21 protein-coding genes are annotated in these 19,974 nt (G+C 65.3%); 12 read left to right on the top strand and 9 right to left on the bottom strand.

The window, feature by feature from the left end; all coding sequences use genetic code 11:
• Window positions 1-12: 12 nt before the first annotated feature.
• The 6 genes from RSE14_RS12195 to RSE14_RS12170 all read right to left on the bottom strand — a co-directional run bounded on the left by RSE14_RS12195 (window position 13) and on the right by RSE14_RS12170 (window position 3,669).
• Entirely contained in the window at window positions 13-399 is a 387-nt protein-coding gene (locus tag RSE14_RS12195; protein WP_324076916.1) for a winged helix-turn-helix domain-containing protein, read from the bottom strand.
• 5 nt (window positions 400-404) lie between these two features.
• Window positions 405-827: a JAB domain-containing protein gene (locus RSE14_RS12190; protein ID WP_324074047.1), complete on the bottom strand. Its 423-nt coding sequence runs from the start codon at window positions 825-827 to the stop codon at window positions 405-407.
• A gap of 62 nt (window positions 828-889) precedes the next feature.
• On the bottom strand, window positions 890-1,387 hold the full coding sequence (locus RSE14_RS12185; protein ID WP_324074046.1) for a hypothetical protein: 498 nt from the start codon (window positions 1,385-1,387) through the stop codon (window positions 890-892).
• Between the two features lie 14 nt (window positions 1,388-1,401).
• Entirely contained in the window at window positions 1,402-1,746 is a 345-nt protein-coding gene (locus tag RSE14_RS12180; RefSeq protein WP_324074045.1) for a hypothetical protein, read from the bottom strand.
• A 26-nt stretch (window positions 1,747-1,772) separates the two neighbouring features.
• Window positions 1,773-2,393: a hypothetical protein gene (locus RSE14_RS12175; protein ID WP_324074043.1), complete on the bottom strand. Its 621-nt coding sequence runs from the start codon at window positions 2,391-2,393 to the stop codon at window positions 1,773-1,775.
• A 76-nt stretch (window positions 2,394-2,469) separates the two neighbouring features.
• Window positions 2,470-3,669 (bottom strand): LL-diaminopimelate aminotransferase, encoded by a 1,200-nt coding sequence (locus RSE14_RS12170; RefSeq protein ID WP_324074041.1) that lies wholly within the window; start codon window positions 3,667-3,669, stop codon window positions 2,470-2,472.
• A 170-nt stretch (window positions 3,670-3,839) separates the two neighbouring features.
• On the opposite strand from RSE14_RS12170, the gene RSE14_RS12165 reads away from it, so the two are divergent.
• The 6 genes from RSE14_RS12165 to RSE14_RS12140 all read left to right on the top strand — a co-directional run bounded on the left by RSE14_RS12165 (window position 3,840) and on the right by RSE14_RS12140 (window position 10,212).
• Window positions 3,840-5,771, top strand: coding sequence for a PHA/PHB synthase family protein (locus RSE14_RS12165; protein ID WP_324074039.1), 1,932 nt, complete (start codon window positions 3,840-3,842; stop codon window positions 5,769-5,771).
• Window positions 5,772-5,886: 115 nt separating this feature from the next.
• Window positions 5,887-6,666: a phasin family protein gene (locus RSE14_RS12160; protein ID WP_324074037.1), complete on the top strand. Its 780-nt coding sequence runs from the start codon at window positions 5,887-5,889 to the stop codon at window positions 6,664-6,666.
• 190 nt (window positions 6,667-6,856) lie between these two features.
• Window positions 6,857-7,261 carry an ATP-dependent Clp protease adapter ClpS gene (gene clpS / locus RSE14_RS12155; RefSeq protein WP_324074035.1) on the top strand — a complete coding sequence of 135 codons (405 nt, stop codon included), beginning with the start codon at window positions 6,857-6,859 and terminating at the stop codon, window positions 7,259-7,261.
• A gap of 89 nt (window positions 7,262-7,350) precedes the next feature.
• Window positions 7,351-8,586 (top strand): LptF/LptG family permease, encoded by a 1,236-nt coding sequence (locus tag RSE14_RS12150; protein ID WP_324074033.1) that lies wholly within the window; start codon window positions 7,351-7,353, stop codon window positions 8,584-8,586.
• A 7-nt stretch (window positions 8,587-8,593) separates the two neighbouring features.
• Complete coding sequence (lptG, locus tag RSE14_RS12145; protein WP_324074031.1) at window positions 8,594-9,703, top strand: LPS export ABC transporter permease LptG; 1,110 nt, start codon at window positions 8,594-8,596, stop codon at window positions 9,701-9,703.
• Entirely contained in the window at window positions 9,700-10,212 is a 513-nt protein-coding gene (locus RSE14_RS12140) for a GNAT family N-acetyltransferase (protein ID WP_324074028.1), read from the top strand. Before lptG ends, RSE14_RS12140 begins: the two co-directional genes overlap by 4 nt.
• On the opposite strand, the gene RSE14_RS12135 is transcribed toward RSE14_RS12140, so the two are convergent.
• Entirely contained in the window at window positions 10,209-11,306 is a 1,098-nt protein-coding gene (locus RSE14_RS12135) for a fatty acid desaturase family protein (RefSeq protein WP_416379349.1), read from the bottom strand. The genes RSE14_RS12140 and RSE14_RS12135 overlap by 4 nt on opposite strands.
• A gap of 146 nt (window positions 11,307-11,452) precedes the next feature.
• On the opposite strand from RSE14_RS12135, the gene RSE14_RS12130 reads away from it, so the two are divergent.
• Together RSE14_RS12130 and RSE14_RS12125 are read left to right on the top strand one after the other, a co-directional pair.
• Window positions 11,453-12,628, top strand: coding sequence for an N-acetyltransferase (locus RSE14_RS12130; RefSeq protein WP_324074027.1), 1,176 nt, complete (start codon window positions 11,453-11,455; stop codon window positions 12,626-12,628).
• A 291-nt stretch (window positions 12,629-12,919) separates the two neighbouring features.
• Window positions 12,920-13,708 carry a response regulator gene (locus RSE14_RS12125; RefSeq protein WP_324074025.1) on the top strand — a complete coding sequence of 263 codons (789 nt, stop codon included), beginning with the start codon at window positions 12,920-12,922 and terminating at the stop codon, window positions 13,706-13,708.
• A gap of 3 nt (window positions 13,709-13,711) precedes the next feature.
• Here the strand turns inward: RSE14_RS12125 and RSE14_RS12120 are convergent, their stop codons facing one another.
• Window positions 13,712-15,331: a CHASE domain-containing protein gene (locus RSE14_RS12120; protein ID WP_324074023.1), complete on the bottom strand. Its 1,620-nt coding sequence runs from the start codon at window positions 15,329-15,331 to the stop codon at window positions 13,712-13,714.
• Between the two features lie 276 nt (window positions 15,332-15,607).
• Here RSE14_RS12120 and RSE14_RS12115 point away from each other — a divergent pair, with 276 nt between their 5' ends.
• From RSE14_RS12115 to RSE14_RS12105, 3 genes are all read left to right on the top strand, one after another.
• Complete coding sequence (locus RSE14_RS12115; RefSeq protein WP_324074021.1) at window positions 15,608-15,832, top strand: NepR family anti-sigma factor; 225 nt, start codon at window positions 15,608-15,610, stop codon at window positions 15,830-15,832.
• Window positions 15,829-16,455, top strand: a complete 627-nt coding sequence (locus RSE14_RS12110) for a sigma-70 family RNA polymerase sigma factor (protein ID WP_324074020.1) — start codon at window positions 15,829-15,831, stop codon at window positions 16,453-16,455. Before RSE14_RS12115 ends, RSE14_RS12110 begins: the two co-directional genes overlap by 4 nt.
• Before the next feature lie 122 nt (window positions 16,456-16,577).
• Entirely contained in the window at window positions 16,578-17,174 is a 597-nt protein-coding gene (locus RSE14_RS12105; RefSeq protein WP_324074018.1) for a urate hydroxylase PuuD, read from the top strand.
• Window positions 17,175-17,232: 58 nt separating this feature from the next.
• Here the strand turns inward: RSE14_RS12105 and RSE14_RS12100 are convergent, their stop codons facing one another.
• The gene (locus RSE14_RS12100; RefSeq protein ID WP_324074014.1) at window positions 17,233-18,519 is read right to left on the bottom strand and encodes a dicarboxylate/amino acid:cation symporter; all 1,287 of its coding nucleotides are present in this window, start codon (window positions 18,517-18,519) and stop codon (window positions 17,233-17,235) included.
• Window positions 18,520-18,635: 116 nt separating this feature from the next.
• Here RSE14_RS12100 and glmM point away from each other — a divergent pair, with 116 nt between their 5' ends.
• Window positions 18,636-19,973: a phosphoglucosamine mutase gene (gene glmM / locus RSE14_RS12095; RefSeq protein WP_324074011.1), complete on the top strand. Its 1,338-nt coding sequence runs from the start codon at window positions 18,636-18,638 to the stop codon at window positions 19,971-19,973.
• Window position 19,974 lies beyond the last annotated feature (1 nt).

Here is a 19,974-nt window from a genome sequence, read left to right as displayed (position 1 = left end):
CCCAAGTCCAGCCTATACGCCGACGGGCCTGACCAGCCGGAAATGGCCCGGCCCCGGCGGCGTGTCGAGAAAGTAGCCGCCATCGGGATGGGTCGCGAGCATCCGCGCAAGGCCGAAGGGCTCAAGCTTCGCCCGCACCCGCGCCACATGCACCGCGAGGCTGTTGGTTTCCGGCTCGAAGGTGATGCGCCACACATCGGCCAGCAGCTGGCGGCGGGTCAGGCGCTCGCCCGGCTGTTCGGCGAGCCGCCACAGCAGCTCGAATTCGCGCGGGTGCAGGCCCAGCCAGCGGTCCTCCACCCGGCCATCGCGGTGGAACAGATCGAGCGTCACATCGCCCGCCTCGCGAAAACGCGGGATCAGGGTGTCGCTATCGGGAAACAGGCCGTTGAAGGACATGGAGTTCACAGCAATCCCCCAGCACGCATGGAATAGACCGACCGCTCGGTGAAGATCAGGTGATCGATAAGCTCGATGTCGAGCGCCCGCGCCATCTCCGACAGGCGGCGGGTGGCGACAATGTCGCAGCCGCTCGGGCGGCAATGGCCGGACGGGTGGTTATGCGCGAGGATGAGGCCGCGCGCGTCGAGCCGCAGCGCCTCGCCGAAGATCTCGCGCATCCTGAGCGACAGCGTGCTGAAGCTGCCCGTGCCCACACCGCAATCGCCGAGGTAGCAGCGCCGCTCGTCGACGAACAGCGCATGGCAGCGCTCGGCATGGGAGCCGGACGCCAGCACGAAGCCGCGCAGGCCGGAGACCAGCGTGCCGAGGCGCGCCTCGGGCCGTTCGGCCTGGGGTGCGCGCGACTGAAGCGCGGCGATCACCATCGGGCCGCTCCGGCCGCACGGGAGACAGTGGTGTCAGACATAAAGGATCCCCCGCGCTGCGGTCAGGTCTGGAACAGGGCTGCCCGCGGCCGTGCGACGCGCCAGTCACGATAGGTGCCGAAGCGCTTCTCGCGCCGGACGTGGCGGACAAAGCCTGCGATCAGCACCAGCAGCTGGCAATAGGACGGGCCAACGATCAGGATCACCAGCGCGAAGAGCGAAACCCCTTCGACCATGCCCTTGATCATATGCGCGCCGACCGCGACCAGCTGGAACCCGGCTACCCACAGCGGGTAGTTGCGGTTCGCATTGAGCGCCACCAGCCCGAAGCCCGCCATCGCGACAAGATCGATTCCAAAATAGAGCCAGGCATCCGGGCCGGCTGTGGGAAGGCCCAGGCCTGCCCCTCTCAGCAGGTAGACGGGCACCACCATGGTCGCCACGAAAATGCCCGTCAGCCAGCGTTCCGGCCCTCCGCCCCAGCGCCATACCGCCAGTGCCAGAAAGACACTGGTGATATGCTGCGCATCGACCCGGTAGGCGTTGAGGAATTCGATCATTGTCGCTGGCGTGCTCAGGCTTCGACCCGCTCGGCTGCGGCGCGGCTCTGCACCATGGCATCGGGCGGAATGACGGTCGGCGAACCAATGTCGCCGCCGGCGTGGACGCGGGCAACCTTGCTCAATTCGTCATGCACGCGCAGCAGGCTGGTGGACATCGAGAGCGCCTGGCTCTCGGCTTCGGTCAGACGCATCAGCGCGCGCTGGCCAGTAGCGATTTCGACTTCGGGGTTCTGGCGGGCGGCCAGCATCGCCTGCTTCAGGCGGGCCATGGCGATGATCGTTTCGTCAGCCAGCGCCTCGGCTTCGCGGACCAGTTTCTTGAGGTTGCGGGCATCGTTCTGCATGCGGTTGTTCATCGTGGGTCTCCCCAGCGCACCGATGCTCACCCGGTGGCCAAGCTGCGATCCGCGGAGATGACAGCCCTTCCATCCGTCGCCTCGCTCAGGGTCACGGCGGCAGTGATGGTGAGCACCACGGCAGCCAGAATTCCCGATGCGATCCCGACGATCGCCCCGAGGCGGAACAGGACGGCGTGTTCGCCATCGAGCACTCCGGGGACCACCCGCGGTTCGCCCGGCCTCAGCCAGGGTGCCTGGTCAAGCAGTGGTATGACGTCGCTCATCACCAGTTGTCCGGGGTCATCCCGGGTCAACTGGTCAGCAAATTGGTGCGCCGCGACTATCTGCTTTTTCGTGTATGCAGCTTCACTGAAGGGGCTGGAGATATCCGTTCCCCCCGCCTCTTCAGCCGCCCCTGCAAGCGCCTCTCCGGCAAGGGTCGCGGCCGGCGGCAGCGTCGCCCGGTAATTCTCCACCAGTTCGCCCAGGCTCCCGGCATCGTAGAAGGCCTTGAGCGCGCGGATATGCTGGTTGATCCGGGTTTCGGATACGCCGAGTTCGAGCGCGATGACCTTGATCGGCACGCGCCGGTCGATGCGCTCCATCACGGCTCGCTGTCTGTCGGTCAGCCGCTTGGCGGCTCCGGACAACATCGGTTTCTCCATCAGCTTTGGCCCCGGGTTAGCCGGCAGGATAACCCAATCGGGCAAGGAATGCACCGGATTTGAAGCAGTTTGCAGCTCAAGCCGCCGAACTGTTGACTCCGACCGACTGAAGGTAACGCTTGATGTTGCGCGCTGCCTGCCGAAGCCGCTGCTCGTTCTCGACCATGGCGATCCGGACATAGCCCTCGCCGTTTTCGCCATAGCCCACGCCCGGTGCCACTGCGACCTGCGCCTGGGTGAGCAATTGCTTGGAGAATTCAAGGCTTCCCATCGACTTCAATGCCGGGGGCAGCGGGGCCCAGGCGAACATCGAGGCAGGCGGCGGGGGAATGTCCCATCCCGCACGGCCGAAGGCTTCGACCATCACGTCTCGGCGCTTGTGGTAGAGCTGGCGGTTGCTCTCGATAATGTCCTGCGGCCCGTTGAGCGCCGCGCAGGCGGCGGCCTGGATCGGGGTGAAGGCCCCGTAATCGAGATAGGACTTCACCCGGGTCAGCGCCGCGATCAGCTGCTTGTTGCCCACCGCAAAGCCCATGCGCCAACCGGCCATCGAATAGGTCTTGGACATCGAGGTGAACTCGATCGCGACATCCTTCGCGCCCGGCACTTCCATGATCGAGCGCGTCGGACGCCCATCAAAATAGAGCTCGGAATAGGCCAGATCGCTGACGATCCAGACCTGGTTCTCCTTGGCCCATGCCACCAGCCGCTCGTAGAACGGCAGGTCCACAGTTTCGGCGGTGGGGTTCGACGGATAGCTCACCACCAGCACCGAGGGGCGCGGGACGGTGTAGTTCATCGCCCGCTCGAGCGATTCCCAGTAATGCTCGTCCGGCGTGGTCGGCACCGAGCGGATCGTGGCGCCGGCGATGATGAAGCCGAAGGTGTGGATCGGGTAGGACGGGTTGGGCGCGAGCACCACGTCGCCCGGCGCGATGATCGCAGTCGCAAGGCTGGAGAGGCCCTCCTTCGAGCCCATGGTCACCACCACTTCGCTCTCGGGATCAAGATCGACGCCGAAGCGGCGCGCATAATATCCCGCCTGCGCACGCCGCAGGCCCGGGATGCCCTTGGATTGCGAATAGCCATGGGCATCGGGCTTGGCCGCCACTTCGCACAGCTTGTCGATCACGTGCTGCGGCGGGGGCTGATCGGGATTGCCCATGCCCAGATCGATGATGTCCTGCCCCTCCAGACGGGCCGCGTGCCGCATCGCATTGACCTCTGCGATCACATACGGGGGCATCCGCTTCATCCGGTAGAACTGGTCATTCATCGCGTGTCATCATCCTGTTGGGCTTGCACACTATGCAAGCCGGGGCGATATGCTTCCCTAGTCCAAGAGCGGTCGCAGAGGAAAGGCGTTTTCGCTCAATGGCGGATGGCGCGGCGAGCCGCGGGCGGTTCTCATGGCTCGATTGCGCCGGATACGGGATAGTTACGGCAATGGCTGACACAAACGATACGGGTTTTGGTGCGGGCGCAGAGAGCCTCAAGGGCTTCTTCGACATGCAGGGCGAGGCCATGCGCGAGCTCTTCGCCAATGCGCTCGGCGGGCAGTTCGCGCCGGACCAGCTCAAGGGGATGATGCCGCAGGGCCTCGATGTGGGCGAGCTTGGCGAATGGGCCAGCGCGAGCGCACAGCTCCAGCAGCTGTGGCTCGATTTCGCCGCCTATCAGGCAACACAGGCTGCCGAAAAGGCGACCAAGGGTGCAACCGCGCTCGATCCGGCGCAGTGGCTGACGATCTCGCAAGGCATGCTCGGCCAGATGCCCAAGGGCCTGTTCGAGGCGCAGGCGAAGCTGACGCAGGATTCGCTGCAATTGTGGCAGGGCGTGGCCCAGTCCTTTCTCTCCGGCGCGGCCACGGGCGCAGCGAGCGAGGCGCCCGATCCCGCGTCCCTGCCGAAGAACGACCGCCGCTTTGCCGATCCCGTCTGGCGCGAACATCCCGCCTTCCTGCTGCTGCACCAGACCTATCTGATGCTCGCCGAGTACTTCCGATCGAGCGTCAATGGCATGAAGGGGCTTGATCCGGCTGCGCGCCAGAGCCTCGAATTTGCGGTCGGCGCGCTGGCGGAAGCGATGAGCCCGGACAATTTCCTGCTCACCAATCCGGTGGTGATGAAGCGCACGGTGGAAACCCGCGGGGGCAATCTGGTGCGCGGGATGCAGCACCTCATCAACGATCTGAAGCGCGGGCAGCTGACCCATACCGACCCTGACGCCTTCAGGCTGGGCGAAAACCTCGCCGCCACGCCCGGCAAGGTGGTGCACGAGACCCCGCTCTACCAGCTGATCCAGTATGCGCCCGCAACCGAGACGGTACTCGAAGTGCCGCTGGTGATCTTCCCGCCGTGGATCAACCGCTTCTACATCCTCGATCTGACGCCCAAGAAGAGCTTCATCAAATGGGCGGTGGATCAGGGCATTTCGGTGTTCGTGGTGAGCTGGAAGTCGGCAGACGAGAGCATGGCCGATGTGGTTTGGGACGATTACATCCGCGCCCAGGTCGAAGCGATCGATCATGTCCGCGCGCGGCTCGATGTGCCGGCCGTCCACACCATCGGCTATTGCGTGGCCGGCACCACGCTTGCCGCCACCCTCGCGATCCTTGCGCGGCGGGGCGAGGAGGATAAGGTGAAGAGCGCCACCTTCTTCACCGCGCAGGTCGATTTCGAGAAGAGCGGCGACCTCAAGCATTTCATCGACGAAGGCCAGCTGCAGATGATCGGGCAGCTGTCGCCGCAAGGCTATCTCGACGGGCGCTATCTCGCGGCGACCTTCAATGCGCTGCGGGGCAAGGACCTGATCTGGAACTACGTCGTCAACAATTACCTCCTGGGCGAGGACTATCCGGCCTTCGACCTGCTGCACTGGAACGGCGACGTCACCAACCTGCCGTCCAAGTGGCACAATGATTACCTGCGCGATCTCTACCGCGACAACAAGCTGGTGGCGCCCGATGCGCTGGAGGCGGATGGCACGCCGATCGATCTGACGCGGGTTTCGACCCCGACCTTCGTGCAGGCGGGGCGCGAGGATCATATTGCGCCGGCCGAAAGCGTGTGGCGCATCACCCGCCACTTCACAGGGCCGATGGAGTTCCTGCTGGCCGGATCAGGACATATCGCTGGCGTGGTCAATCCGCCGTCCGCGAACAAGTACCAGTACTGGCTGGGCGACAGCAAAGCGCCGTCGCTTGCCGCCTTTGTCGAAGGCGCCGAGGAGCACCCGGGCAGCTGGTGGCCGCACTGGCTCGAATGGCTCCACACCCAGTCCGATGTGCGGGCGCCGGTGACGGGCAAGCGCGCGCCGGGCGGCAAGGGCGACGCGGTGATCGAGGACGCGCCGGGACGCTACGTGAAGACGCGTTAAGAAAGCAAGATACTCTTTTTCAGCGCTTTTCATCATTTTTGTGCAGTGCACAAAAACACTTGACTTCGCAGTTGCAATCACTATTTTGTGCAGTGCAACATGAAGCGAGGTCATCATGTCCGAAGTTGAAACCACTGCCGCTGAACCCAAGGCTGTCGCCAAGATCGATGCCGCTGCCGAGAAGGCCTATGCTGAAGCTTCGGCCAAGGTCGTGGAAGCGCCCAAGGTCGGCAAGGCTCCGGTCGTGAAGAAGCTTGCCGCCGCCAAGAAGCCGGTGGCCAAGAAGCCTGCTGCGAAGAAGGTCGCGGCCAAGAAGCCTGCGGCGAAGAAGGTTGCCGCCAAGATTGTCGCCGCGCCGAAGAAGCCGGCACCGGTGAAGAAGGCCGCCGCCAAGGCGAAGACGCCTGCTGCCGCCGCGAAGACCAACCCCGTCATCAAGCTCAAGGACACCATCATGGCCACCGCCAAGAACACCGACATCACCGCCACCGCCAAGGAAGTCATCGCTGACGTCCAGACCCGCGCCAAGACCGCCTACGCCAAGAGCACCGTGCTGGCCAACGAAGCCACCGAGTTCGGCAAGGCCAACGTCGACGCCGTTGTCGAAAGCGGCAAGATCTTCTTCGCTGGCGCTCAGGACATCGTGAAGAGCGACATCGAAACCGGCAAGACCGTGATCGAAACCGTCACCGCCGACGCCAAGAAGGTCGCCGCGATCAAGTCGCCCACCGAACTGTTCCAGCTTCAGGGCGAACTCGCCCGTCGCAACTTCGACGCGCTGGTCTCGTTCGGCTCGAAGCGCACCGAAGCATGGGTGAAGCTCTACAACGACGCCTTCGCCCCGATTTCGAACCGCGTGAGCGTTGCCGCCGAGAAGATCTCGAAGGCTGCGTAAGCAACACGTTCCTGGACCGGGCCTCTCTCCTCTCTCTCCCAACCCGGTCCACGAGAGCGCGCCGAAAGGCGCCGGCCGGCCAGACCAACGTCTGGCCGGCCTTTTCTTTGCCTGCTGCCACACCGCATCGGCTCAAACAAATCGCACCAATCGCTTGCACCTGCGCAAGCGAATCCCATAATAGAGGCTCATGCCGATCCCGACCCTCCCCACGCTGGCGGAAAACGCCGCGCTGCCTGTGCAGGCCAGCGTGCCGCTGCGCGCGTCTGACGAGGACGGCGGGAAGGACACGGACGGCGCAGGGCAAGTCGGCGTCGCCACCAAGACCCGCGCCAAGCCCAAGAAGCCGAGCCAGTACAAGGTGCTGATGCTCAACGACGACTACACCCCGATGGAATTCGTGGTGCTGGTGCTGAAGCGCTTCTTCTCGATGGATCTGGAGCAGGCCACCCGGGTCATGCTGCACGTCCACCAGCGCGGCGTCGGCGTGTGCGGGATCTTCCCCTATGAAATCGCCGAGACCAAGGTCAATCAGGTGATGGATTTCGCCCGCCAGAACCAGCACCCGCTTCAATGCACGCTGGAAAAGGCGTGAAGGCGCGGCCCCGGCGCATCCCCAATTGAGGGCATGACGCGAGGGATGAGACGCGCTAGGGCCAAGGCGTAATCGACGGAAAGCCCGACTTGTCCAACCTCGTCCCCAGCATCGATCGCTATATCCTGCGGCTGACCGTGGTGCCGATGCTGGGCGTGTTCGCGCTCGCTGCCAGCCTGCTGATGCTCGACAAGATGTTGCGCCTGTTCGATTTCGTCGCGGTCGAAGGCGGGCCGGTGGCGGTGGTGTTCAAGATGCTGGGCGCGCTGATCCCCGAATATGCGAGCCTCGCGATCCCGCTGGGTCTCTTGCTGGGCGTGCTGCTGGCCTTCCGCAAACTTGCCACCACCAGCGAACTCGACACGATGCGCGCGGTCGGCCTGTCCTATAACCGCCTGCTGCGCATGCCCTATCTCATCACCCTGCTGCTGCTGGCGGTGAACGTGGCGCTGGTGTTCTACATCCAGCCGATCAGCCGCTACTACTACGAGCAGATGGAATACGAGCTGCGCTCCGGCGCGCTCGGGGCCTCGATCAAGGTCGGCGAATTCACCACCCTGGCAGACCGCATGGCGCTGCGGATCGAGGCGAGCGAGGACGAGGGCCGCAGGCTGGTCGGCATTTTCGCCCGCGTCGCCAATGCCAAGGGGCAGGTGCTCTCGATCTCCGCGCGCGAGGGAGCCTTCCTTGCCACGCGCGACAATCCCGACACCATCATCCTGCGCCTCACCGAAGGCACGATTGTGCAGGATACGGGCAGCAAGACCCCGCGCGTGCTCAGCTTCAGCCGCCACGATCTGCCGATCGATCTGCCCGCCATCGAGAAGTTCCGCGCCCGCGGCGATGCCACCCGCGAATACATCCTGCCCGAACTTCTGCGCATCGGATGGAGCGAGAAGAGCGCCCCCAAGCAGCGCGATGCCAGCCTTGCGAGCTTCAATTTCCGGCTGGTCGAGATCGTGATGATGATGCTCATGCCGCTGCTGGCGGTGGCGCTGGCGATCCCGCCCAAGCGTTCGACAAGCGCATTGGGCGTGTTCGTCTCGATCGTGATGGTGGTGGCCTATCACAAGGTCAACCAATACGGCGAGGATGTCGCAGCGCTGGGCCGGCTCGATCCGATCCTCGCGCTGTGGGTGCCCTTCGTGCTGTTCGCAGCGCTGATTGTGTGGATGTATTACCGCGTCGCCTATGTGCCGGGCGGTCAGGCCATTGGCGCGCTGGAAACAGCCTTTGCCAAGCTGTCGAAGCAGGTGGTGAAGCTGTTCACCCGCCGCCGGCCGCGCGGCACGCTCGCCCAGCCGGAACTGGTGGCGGCGGAGTAGGCGCAAGGTGCAACTCGATTTCTTCCCCTCGCGCACGCTGACGCTTTATCTTGCGAAGCTGTTCGTGGTGCGCATCCTGGCGGTGCTGATCATGCTGGTGCTGGTGCTGCTGGCGCTCGATCTGCTGGCGGCAACAGGCGACATTCTCGCTGTACCGGGCAACGGGCAGGCGGAAATCCTGCACTATGCGAGCCTGCGCGCGCCGCAGCTGGCGAGCCGCTTCCTGCCCTATTCGGTGCTGCTGGCGACCCTGATCACGCTCGTGACATTGAACCAGAACAGCGAAGTGGTGGCGATGAAGGCCGCGGGTCTCTCGGCGCATCAGGTGCTCGCCCCGCTGCTGCTCACCGCGGCGCTGGTGTCGGGGGTGAGCTTCGGCTTCAACGAGCGGATCGTGACCCGCGCCAATGCCACCCTCAAGGCATGGGAAGCAGCCGAATATGGCGCGATCCCGCCCAAGGGCGCGGGGCCGGATGGGGTGCGCTCCAACGTCTATCTCACCGATGGTCGCAACATCCTCTCGGCCGCGACCCTGACGGGGGCGGGCGAGAACATCATGCTGACCGGGGTGACATGGTACGAACGCGCGGCATCGGGGATCATCCGCGAACAGATAAGAGCCCCGCGTGCGACTTTTGCTGCGCCCGGATGGAAGCTCGAAAATCCGGAGCGGTTCGATGTCGCGGCGGCCACAACGGCGCTGGGCAGCACGCTGGTGGTGGGCAAGACGCTCACGCCCGAACAGATCGATCTGCAGGCAGTCGATCCGGATTCGCAGAGCTTCTGGCAGCTGTCGGAAACGATCAACGCCTTTGAGGCAGCGGGCCGCCGGACCGAGGAAATGCGCGCCAAGTGGTGGCACCGCCTGTCCGGCCCGCTCTCCGCGCTGCTGATGCCGCTGCTGGGTTCGGTCGCAGCCTTCGGCCTTGCGCGTTCGGGCCAGCTGTTCGTGCGTGCAATCATCGGCATGGCGCTGGGCTTTGCCTATTTCGTGGTCGACAATGCCGCGCTCGCGATGGGCAGCTTCGGCGGCTATCCGCCCTTCCTTGCGGCCTGGGCGCCGTTCTTCCTGTTCCTGCTGCTGGGCGAGACGGTGCTGATCCGCACCGAGGAATGAGCGGCTGGTCGCTCCGGCTGGCGCGGCCATCCGATGCCGAGGCGATGCCGGCGATCGAGCGCGCCGCAGCCGAGGTCGCCTTCGCAACCGAAGCCAGCATCGATCCCGCCCGCACCCGCACGAGCGAAGACTATGCCCGCCTGATCCGCCGGGGTCACAGCCTCGTCGCCCATGTCGGCGAGGTGATGGCCGGGTTTCTGGTGGCCCAGCCCTTCAGCCGCGAATTGCACATCTGGGAGATGGACGTCGCGCCCGACTTCCAGCGGCGCGGGATCGGAGCGGGGCTGGTGCGCGCTGCACAAATCGACGCGCGCAACACCGGCTATCGCGCGCTGACGCTCACCACCTTTCGCGATCTGGCGTGGAACGGGCCGTTCTATGCACGCCTCGGCTTCGAGGAAGTCACTGCCCTTGACGCGCATCCACGGCTGGCGGGCGAACTCGCCAACGAAGTCGACGACGGCCTGCCCGCCGAACGCCGCTGCGCGATGATCTGTTTTCTGGATTAAGCCCGCTTGCCCATCGTGCTTTTAGCGATGCGGCCCACCAGCACCAGCATCCCGGGGTGGTTCGCGCCTTCATAGGTCGAACCCGTTCCCAGCTCGCGCGCAAGACGGCGGTGCGCTTCGGGAAGGTCATGATAGGGCATCGAGGGCATCAGGTGGTGCAGCGCGTGATAGCGCAGGCCGACCGGCGCCCAGATCTCGGCAGCGAGGCCCGGCGGCGGCACGTTGACGCTATCGAGGAACTGCGCCGTCACCGTCATCGCCTCGCCCTCGTTCTCCCACAGATGCGCGACCAGCGTGCGCAGCTGGTTCAGGACTGCGGCGAGCGAGAGGATCGCCAGCGCGGTCGCCAGCGGCTGCCAGCCATAGAGCGCCGCCGTCACCATCAGCGTGATCGCCCACAGGCTTGCACCGGCTTCCTGCCAGCGCACGCGGCCCACGAAGTCGCCCTCGGCCGGGCGGCGGCGGAATTCGGGGTTGATCGAGAGCGAGGAAAACCGCTCCCACGTGAACTTGCGCAGCGGCGGCACGATCAGCCCGATCGGGTACAGCAGCCCGAAGCGCACCAGCAGTGCGATCGGCAGCATCATCGCCACCAGCACGAACAGCGGCAGGCTCCACGGCTTCATCAGCGCGAGCGGGAGATATTCGGGATCCTCCACCGTGCCATATTGTGTGCGCTTGTGGTGGATGGTGTGCACGCCTTCATACATGAAGCTGGGCGTCAGCATCGGGATGCCGACCAGAAGATTCCACGCGGTGCGGAAGCCCGGCAGGGCATCGCGGTGGATATGGGTCAGCTCGTGGATGAACATCAGCGCGCGGTAGAGCGCGAGCGCCGCCACCAAGCCCGCGGCCAGCTTCACGCCAAGGCTGGCGGACAGGATCGCGGTCGCAATCCCGGCATAGCCCACGCCGGCCGAGACCAGCATGTCGGGCCAGTAGATGTCACCACGCGCCTCGCCCAGACCCTTGGTCAGATCGCGCGCGGCGCGCAGCATGTCCTTGTCATCCTCGGCCATGAACTGGACGCGGGTCGCCTTCATCGGCGCAGGTTCGCGGGAGAGGGCAGGATCGAGAGGCTGGTGCATGGTCATGTCTGGCAAAATCCGGTTGGCAGCCCTACTCGAAAACGCGGGCCAAGCCAAACTTGTCCTGTCGGTGAGTGTGATCGATTGGCTTGCGTCAATGGCGCGGGCGCGACACACACACCTTGATCTTGAGCAACTACGGGAACCACCGCGTGTCAGATGCAATCACCACCGGATCGCACATCAGCATCGAGCCGGTGTCCGGCAAGGCGGGCCGTGCGGCCTTTGTCGATCTGGGCCGCGCCTTTTCTGACCGTCTGGAGAACTTCGTCCCGCAGATCCGTTCCGAACAGCTGGAACTGGTCGATCCGGACAAGAACCCCTTCTTCGCCCACGCGCGCGTGCAGCTGTTCATCGCCAAGAGCGGCGGGCGCGCCGTCGGGCGGATTTCGGCCCATATCGACGAGCTCGCCCTCACCATGCCACCCGAACAGGGCTTTGGCCCGGGCACCGGCTTCTTCGGCTATTTCGATGCCGAGGACGAGACCGTCGCCCACGCGCTGCTGGCGGCGGCGGAAGGCTGGCTGGCCGGGCAAGGCATGACCCGCGCGCTGGGGCCGATTTCGCTATCGATCTGGGAGGAGCCCGGCCTGCTGATCAGCGGGCAGGATCACCCGCCGATGATGATGATGGGCCATCATCCGGCGCATTATGCAGGCTGGATCGAGGCCGCAGGTTATGCCCGCGCAAAGACGCTCTACACCTATGATCTGGATATCACGAACGGGTTCGGCCCGCTGGTGCAGCGCCTTGTCCAGTCGGGGCAGCGCAATGACCGGATTCATGTGCGCCGGGTGGACAAGAGCCGTTGGGACGAGGAGGTCGCGATCATCCTCGCGATCCTCAATGATGCATGGTCGGACAATTGGGGGTTTGTCCCCTTTACGCCCGCCGAAGTGGCCTATGCCGGCAAGAAGCTGCGGGCGATCATCCATGAAGAATTGAACATGATTGCCGAAGTGGACGGCCGCCCGGTGGCCTTCATGCTGACGTGGCCCGATGCCAACAGCGCCCTCGCCAAAATCAAAGGCAAGCTGTTTCCGTTCGGCTGGATCACCATGCTGCGCTGGTTGCGCCACCCCAAGGGGGCAGGGATGCGGGTGCCGCTGATGGGGGTGCTGAAGGAGCTCCACCAAACCCGGATGGCCGGAACGCTCGCCTTCATGATGATCGAGGCGATCCGGGTGCAGGCGACCACCAAGTTCGAATCGAACCGCGGCGAGCTGGGCTGGGTGCTCGAAGACAACCAGGGCATGGTCGCGATTGCCGACACGATCCAGAGCAAGGTCAACCGCGAATACGCGATCTACGAACGGACACTGGGATAGAGAGCCCAAGAAAAAAGGCCTCTACTCGCGAACGAGCAGAGGCCTTTCGGGATCGTGTCACAGCCGCTTGGACGGGAGGGGGGTCTCGGCGGTGACAAGCTCTTAATGATCAGCCAGCCGCGCGGTTCCCGGCTTTGAAAAAATATTTTCAACACGCGTTGCTTGAGGCGAAACCGACGCTTTTTTGCGGGCTCCGCGAAGGAGGCGGGCGCGGGCCGCAGGAACCGCTAGGGTTGCTGGTCCTTTATAGTGTAGCAGCCCGCCCTGCCAACCTCTCGCCGGAGCCGACCAATGTCCCTCGGAAACCAGATCGCCGCCAACCTGCCGTTCCTGCGGCGCTATGCCCGCGCGCTGACCGGCTCGCAGGCGTCGGGCGATGCGCTGGTTCGCGCGATGCTCGAAGCGGTGCTGTCGGATACGGCGACGGCCGCCACGCTCGAAGGCGGGCGCGTGCCGCTCTACCGCGCCTTCACCCGCATCTGGGAGAGCGCCGGCACCGGCGCGGGCTCGGCCACCACCAGCGAGCACGAAGCCGGAGCGCAGCGGCGACTCGCTGCGGTGCCACCTCCGGCACGCCAAGCGCTGCTGCTCACCACGCTCGAGGATTTCACCACCGGACAGGCCGCAGACATCATGAGCCTGACCGAGGCCGAGATCGCCGCATTGGTCGCCGCCGCCGTGGCCGAGATCGAGGCCGAACAGAAGACCAGCGTCCTCATCATCGAGGATGAACCGCTGATCGCGATGCAGCTTGAAGACCTCGTCGGCGGCCTTGGCCACACCATCTGCGGCACCGCCGCCACCCGCACCCAGGCGCGCGAAGTGGCTGCCGAAGCCATGCCCGGACTGGTGCTGGCCGATATCCAGCTGGCCGATGGCTCGTCCGGCCTCGATGCGGTGGACGATATCCTTGGGCACGGAAGCGTGCCGGTGATCTTCATCACCGCTTATCCCGAACGCCTGCTGACCGGCGACCGGCCCGAGCCGACCTATCTCGTCACCAAGCCGTTTCAGGAAGCCACGGTGCGCGCCGCCATCAGCCAGGCGCTGTTCTTCCAGTCGGGCAAGCCGCTTTACTAAGGGTCAGACCTCCCGCCCCGCCTCGCGAATCCGGAAATCCGCCGGCCGCCGGATCGGCACGCGCATCACGCAGATCACGCCCTCGGGCCGGAAATCGAGCGCGACCGGCTGGCGCAATTCGTGGGCGACGATCTTTTCAATGAGCTCGGTGCCGAAACCGCGGCGGCGCTCTGACGCCACCTGCGGCCCGCCGCTTTCGCGCCACTCCACCTCCGCCAGCTGCTCGCCAACCATTTGCCAGCGGATCGTCACCCGTCCGCTGGCCACGCTCAGCGCGCCATATTTCGCCGCATTGGTTGCCAGTTCATGCACTGCGAGGCCGAAAGACAGCGCATCATTAGGCGCCAGCTCCAGCGGCGGGCCTTCGAGCAGGATCGCATCGTCGAGCGCGAGGCGGAAATGCTGCAACTCCGCCTCGATCACCGCGCGGATCGGGGTGGTGCCCCAGTCGGTCACCGTCAGCAGATCATGCGTTGCCGAAAGCGCGCGGATGCGCCCCTCGAGGCTGTCGGCAAATTCATCGAGATCGCGGGTGCGCCGCCGCGTCAGCGACAGGATCGAGAGCACATTGGCGAGCGTGTTCTTGACCCGGTGATTTAGCTCGCGGGTGAGCGAATTGCGGATCGAGTGCTGTTCCTCGAGAAAGGCGAGCCGCGACTGGTCCTCGTAGGCCTGCTGGGTCAGCAGCCGCGCCAGCAGCATCAGCAGGCTCGCCAGCGCAAGGCCGAACACCAGCGTCACCATCGATAGCGGGCTGAGCACCCGGACATTGGCGGATTCGATCACCAGCAGCAGGCGGCGGTTGGCGATGGTGACCTCTTCCTCGACCCGCTCGCTCGCCGGATCGCCGAGCGTGTGGGTGACCAGCAGGTTCCCCGTCGCCGCCTCGCCATCATAGAGCCGCACGCCGAAATCCTCAGGGCGCTCGCGCGCCAGCGCGGAATCGAGGAATTCGCGCGCACGGAACGGCGCGTAGACGAAGCCGATCAGCCGCCGGTCATCCTCGCCGAAGGTGCGGAACACCGGCATGTAGATCGCAAAGGCGGGAAGATTGCCCGACTGTTCCTGTTCGAGCACGATCCGGCCCGAGGCGGTCGGACGGCGGGCGAGTTCGGCCTCGGCCATGGCGGCGGCGCGAGCGGGATCGGAATACATGTCATAGCCCAGCGCGCGGCGGTTGCGCTCCGAAGCGGGGGCAAACATCGTCACCGGCGCGATCCGGCCGGTGGTGGCGACCGGCTTGGGGTAGATTGCAGGAAAATCCGGCTGCCGCTCGCGCACCTGCGCCATGAAGGCGGGCACATCGGCGGTCTCGATCACCGGCAACCAGCCGATCCCTTCCGCGCCGGGATATTCGGTATCGAGCCGCAGCGCGCGCACGAAATTGTCAAAGGTTTCGGGGCGCACATCCGCGCTGCTCGCAAACAGTGCCGCGCCCGCGCGCAGATAGGAGGAAAAACTGTTGCTGTTGCGATCGAGCGCAGCGGAAACCGTGCGGGCATATTCGCGCATCTGCGCCAGTTCGCGCGCCCGGGCATTGCTCTCGATCGCGAACACGCTGAGCGTGGTGATCGCAGCGATCGCGAGGAAGATCGCCAGCGGAATCGCACGCGGATAGAGCACCAGCCAGCGCCGCGCGCGGCTATCGCTGGCGGAGCCTTGAGCCTCGGGGGCCGGGAAGAACGGGGCGCTCTCGATCGCGGATGGTCCTGGTGCGCTTTTGGGAACAAGGCATATGCCCCAAGGTTCCCGAAACGTCCAAGCGCGTTTGCATGGGGCATTTCCAAAAGCCTGTGCTATGGCACGGGCAACGCCGGAGAAACCGCGCCGTCTTTCCCTTCACGGGGCGGCGGCAAGGCACCTCGGGCGGACCGGGATCAGGGATTAACCGACAGCACCATGTCTTCAGATCGAAAACCACCTCCTGCCAGCGGGGAAAATCCGCAAGCAGCGCCGGAATGGGCCGATGGTCTGAAGCAGCTGTATGATTCGGTGGTCGAGGAAGACCTGCCCGATAGCTTCAAGACCCTGCTGGCCCGGCTCGACGAGATCGATCCGCGCCGCGGCGGTCCTGAATCCGGCAGCCCCTCGCATTCCCCGGATGGCCGGGGAGCGCGAGCGTGAGCGACAGCGACCCGTCCACAACCAGCCCCCGATCGGATAGCGAAAAGGCCGATTTCAAGCGCGAGCTGACTGCGGTTGTCCCGCATCTGCGCGCCTTTGCCCGCGGGCTTTGCGGGCGCCCCGACATGGCCGATGATCTGGTGCAGGAAACGCTGCTCAAGGCCTGGGCCGCGCAGGACCGGTTCGAACCCGGCACCTCGATGCGCGCATGGACCTTCGTGATTTTGCGCAACGCCTATCTCACCGACATGCGCCGCAACCGCTTCCGCGGCGAGTATGACGAGGGCGTGGCCGAACGCATCCTCACCGCGCCTGCCGGGCAGGAAGAACCGATCCACCTCAGCGATCTCCACCGCGCGCTGCTGACACTCCAGCCGGAACGGCGCGAGGCGCTACTGCTGGTGGGTGCAGGCGGATTTTCCTACGAGGAAGCCGCCGAAATCTGCGGCTGCGCGGTCGGGACGATCAAGAGCCGCGTGGGCCGCGCCCGCGCCGCGCTCACCGAAATGCTGGCCAACGGCAACATCCCGCGCCGCTCCACCGACGACGAAGCCGCCCACCGCGCGATCCTTGAGGAACTCGACGAGGTGGCAGCGGGCAACGGGGTCAGCTCGCGGGGGTGACGCGGCGGGCGCGCGGTTCTGCACGTCCGAGCCGCGATTCTGGCGGGAAAAGGCCAGAACAGGTGTGACAATCGGGTTTTTTACCGCCATGAATGCGCCCGCAACCGCTATATGGGGATCACATGGCAAAATTCTTTGGCAACCTGCATCTCGTGCTGGCCGTCGGCCTGATCGCTGCGATTCTGGTCATCATCAGCTTCACCGGCTGGACCGGGTCTGATGCAAAATCGTTGGCGGACGACGTGTTCCGCTGGCTCCACACCTTCTTCGGCATCCTGTGGATCGGCCTCCTGTACTACCTCAACTTCGTGCAGGTTCCGACCATGCCCAAGATTCCGGCCGAGCAGACCGGGGCGATCAACAACCACATCGCGCCCAAGGTGTTCTTCTTCTTCCGCTATGCGGCGCTGCTGACGGTCGTGATGGGCCTCATCATCGCCTTCCACAACGGCTACGGCGCACAGGCGCTGACCTTCGGCGGCTTTGGCTTCGACGGAATCAACCTGATCGGGCTTGGCATGTGGCTGGGGCTGATCATGGCGTTCAACGTCTGGTTCATCATCTGGCCGGCGCAGCGCAAGATCCTCAACATCGTGCCCGGCGCGAGTGACGAGGAAAAGGCCAAGCTGCGCCCGCGTGCTCTGGCCGCGAGCCGCACCAATCTGCTGCTTTCGCTGCCGATGCTCTACTGCATGGTCAGCGCAAACCTCGGTAGCTGAAGACTGCATTGCTCTCCCCCTCGGGGGAGAGCAATTCGTTTCCCGCCGGTTTCCGAGGTCAAACCGGCGCTTCTGCCCCTTCCGCCGAGCGGTCAACCGCGCTTGTGACAGCGACATTGGCCGTGACATTGCCCAGCGTGCGCATGAGATCGGGCAGCATCTCCACCGCCACCAGCAGCGCCAGCGGCTCGATCGGCACGCCCATGGCGAGCGCAATCGGCCCGATGGACACCACAAAGCTGATCGATCCCGGCAGGCTCACCGCGGAAAGGCTGATGACGCTGGCGATGATGATGCCGGCGACTGCGATGGCGGGCGGCACCTCCACCCCGGCCAGCGCCGCGATGTAATAGACCACCGCAAGGTTCATGCAGGAACTGGTCGCACGGAAGATCACCACCGCGAGCGGCAATACGAACTCGGCAGTCGATGCGCGCAAGGAGAGGCGTCCGGCGGAATCGAGCATCGCGGGCAGGCTCGCCAGCGAGCTCTGGGTCGAAAGCGCCACCGCCTGCGCGGGCAGCACTGCCTTGGCGAAGGCAAGCAGCCCGGTCCGCCCCTGCACCGCCGCGATGACATAGGCGAGCAGGAACACGAAGGTGCCCATCAGCGTCACGGTGAGCACATAGTGGCCGAGCGCCGCGAAGGCCCCGCCCCCGCTCTGCACGCCCACGCCGTAGGCAAGACCGAACACGCCCACCGGCGCTGCGGCCAGCACCCAGCCGATAATCAGCAGCATGACATTGCCCAGCGCGTGGAAGAAGCCGAGCAGCCGCTCACCCTGATCCTCCGGCAAGCGGGTGATCGCGACCGCGAACATCACGAAGAAGATCGTCAGCGGCAGCATCGCGGTCTCGGCGGCGGCGGCGATGATGTTGGGCGAGACCAGCGAGGTGAAGAAATCGAGCACGCCCGGCACTTCGCCGACATCGCCGCTCCCTTGCGCCAGAAAGGCACTCGCGCCCTCGGGCACCGGAAAGGCCTTGAGCAGCGACGGCATGGCGATCGAGGTGAAAGCCCCACCGGCCAGCTGCACCGCGACCATGATCGCAATCATCCGCCGCGCCACCGTGCCCACCCGCGCGGCGAGGATCATCTGCACCAGCCCCAGCACCAGCAGCGCTGCCACCAGCGGGATGATCGTCATCTGCAAGGCGCGCAGCCACAGGCCGCCGACCAGCCCGGCAATGTCACTGACCAGGGCCGGCGCGCCTAGCGCGGCTCCGGCAATCCCCGCCACCAGCCCGCCGACCAGTGCGGCAAAGGTCAGCGCCACAGGCAGGCGGATCGATACCAGCGCGAACTTGCCCTGTCCGCCAGCGGCGGTCTGATCTTTATCGTGCAATTTCGTGTCCCTTTGCGGGCCCCTTCGCCCTTCCCTTTGGGCGATAACCGCGCCAGAAGCGCGAGACAATCATGCGCGGCAATTTGTCGGGCCGCGGCGAGGGAAACGGGGAATTCATGGCACGCAAGCTGTTCGGAACCGATGGCATCCGGGGCCGCACCAATTCGGGCGCGATGACTGCGGCCATGGCAATGAAGGTCGGACAGGCGGCGGGCCGCCATTTCGTGCGCGGCGGCCACCGCCACCGCGTGGTGATCGGCAAGGACACGCGCCTGTCGGGCTACATGATGGAAAGCGCGCTGGTGGCAGGCTTCACCTCTGTCGGCATCGACGTGATCATGACCGGCCCCCTGCCCACCCCCGCGATTGCCCTGCTCACCCGCGAAATGCGCGCGGACCTCGGCGTGATGATCTCGGCCAGCCACAACCTGTTTGCCGATAACGGGATCAAGCTGTTCGGCCCTGACGGCTTCAAGCTGTCCGACGCGGCCGAGGCCGAGATCGAGCGCCTGATGGAAACCGACATCCCGCTGGCGCCGGCCGAAAAGATCGGCCGCGCGCGCCGGATCGAGGATGCGCGCGGGCGCTATATCCACGCGGTCAAGCAGTCGGTCGCCGCCGAGCTGCGCTTTGACGGCCTCAAGGTGGTGGTCGATTGCGCGAATGGTGCGGCCTATCAGGTCGCCCCCTCGGCGATCTGGGAACTGGGGGCAGAGGTGGTCGCATTGGGCGTCACCCCCAATGGCACCAACATCAATGACGGGGTCGGCTCCACCGCGATTGCCGCGCTTCAGGCCAAGGTGGTCGAGGAAGGCGCGGATATCGGCATTGCGCTTGATGGCGATGCCGACCGGTTGATCGTGGTCGATGAAAAGGGCCGCGCGGTGGATGGCGACCAGATCATGGCGCTGATCGCCACACGGATGCAGGAGAAAGGCGCGCTGAAGGGCGGCGGGATCGTGGCGACCGTGATGAGCAACCTCGGGCTCGAACGCTATCTCGCCTCGATCGGCCTTGATCTGGTGCGCGCCAAGGTGGGCGATCGCTACGTGCTCGAAGCGATGAAGGCGGGCGGTCACAATGTCGGCGGCGAACAATCGGGCCACATGATCCTGCTCGATCACGCCACCACCGGCGATGGCACCGTGGCGGCGCTGCGGGTGCTGGCGAGCCTCGTGCGCTCGGGCAAGCCGGCGAGCGAGCTGCTCCACGTGTTCGAGCCGGTGCCGCAGTTGCTCAAGAACGTGCGCTACGAAGGCGGCCAGCCCTTGGAGAACGAGAGCGTGAAGGCGGCCATCGCCGCGGCCGAGGCGGAGCTGGCGGGCAAGGGCCGCTTGGTGATCCGTGCCTCGGGCACCGAACCGCTGATCCGTGTCATGGCCGAGGGCGACGATCAGAGTCAGGTGGAGCGGGTGGTCGACACCATCTGCGAAGCCGTGCGCGCGGCGGTCTAGG

The sequence above is a fragment of the Erythrobacter sp. genome (assembly GCF_035194505.1).
Classification (GTDB): domain Bacteria; phylum Pseudomonadota; class Alphaproteobacteria; order Sphingomonadales; family Sphingomonadaceae; genus Erythrobacter.
The sequence above is the reverse complement of the archived record's forward strand: the minus strand, read 5'-3'. Positions and strand labels throughout refer to the sequence as shown.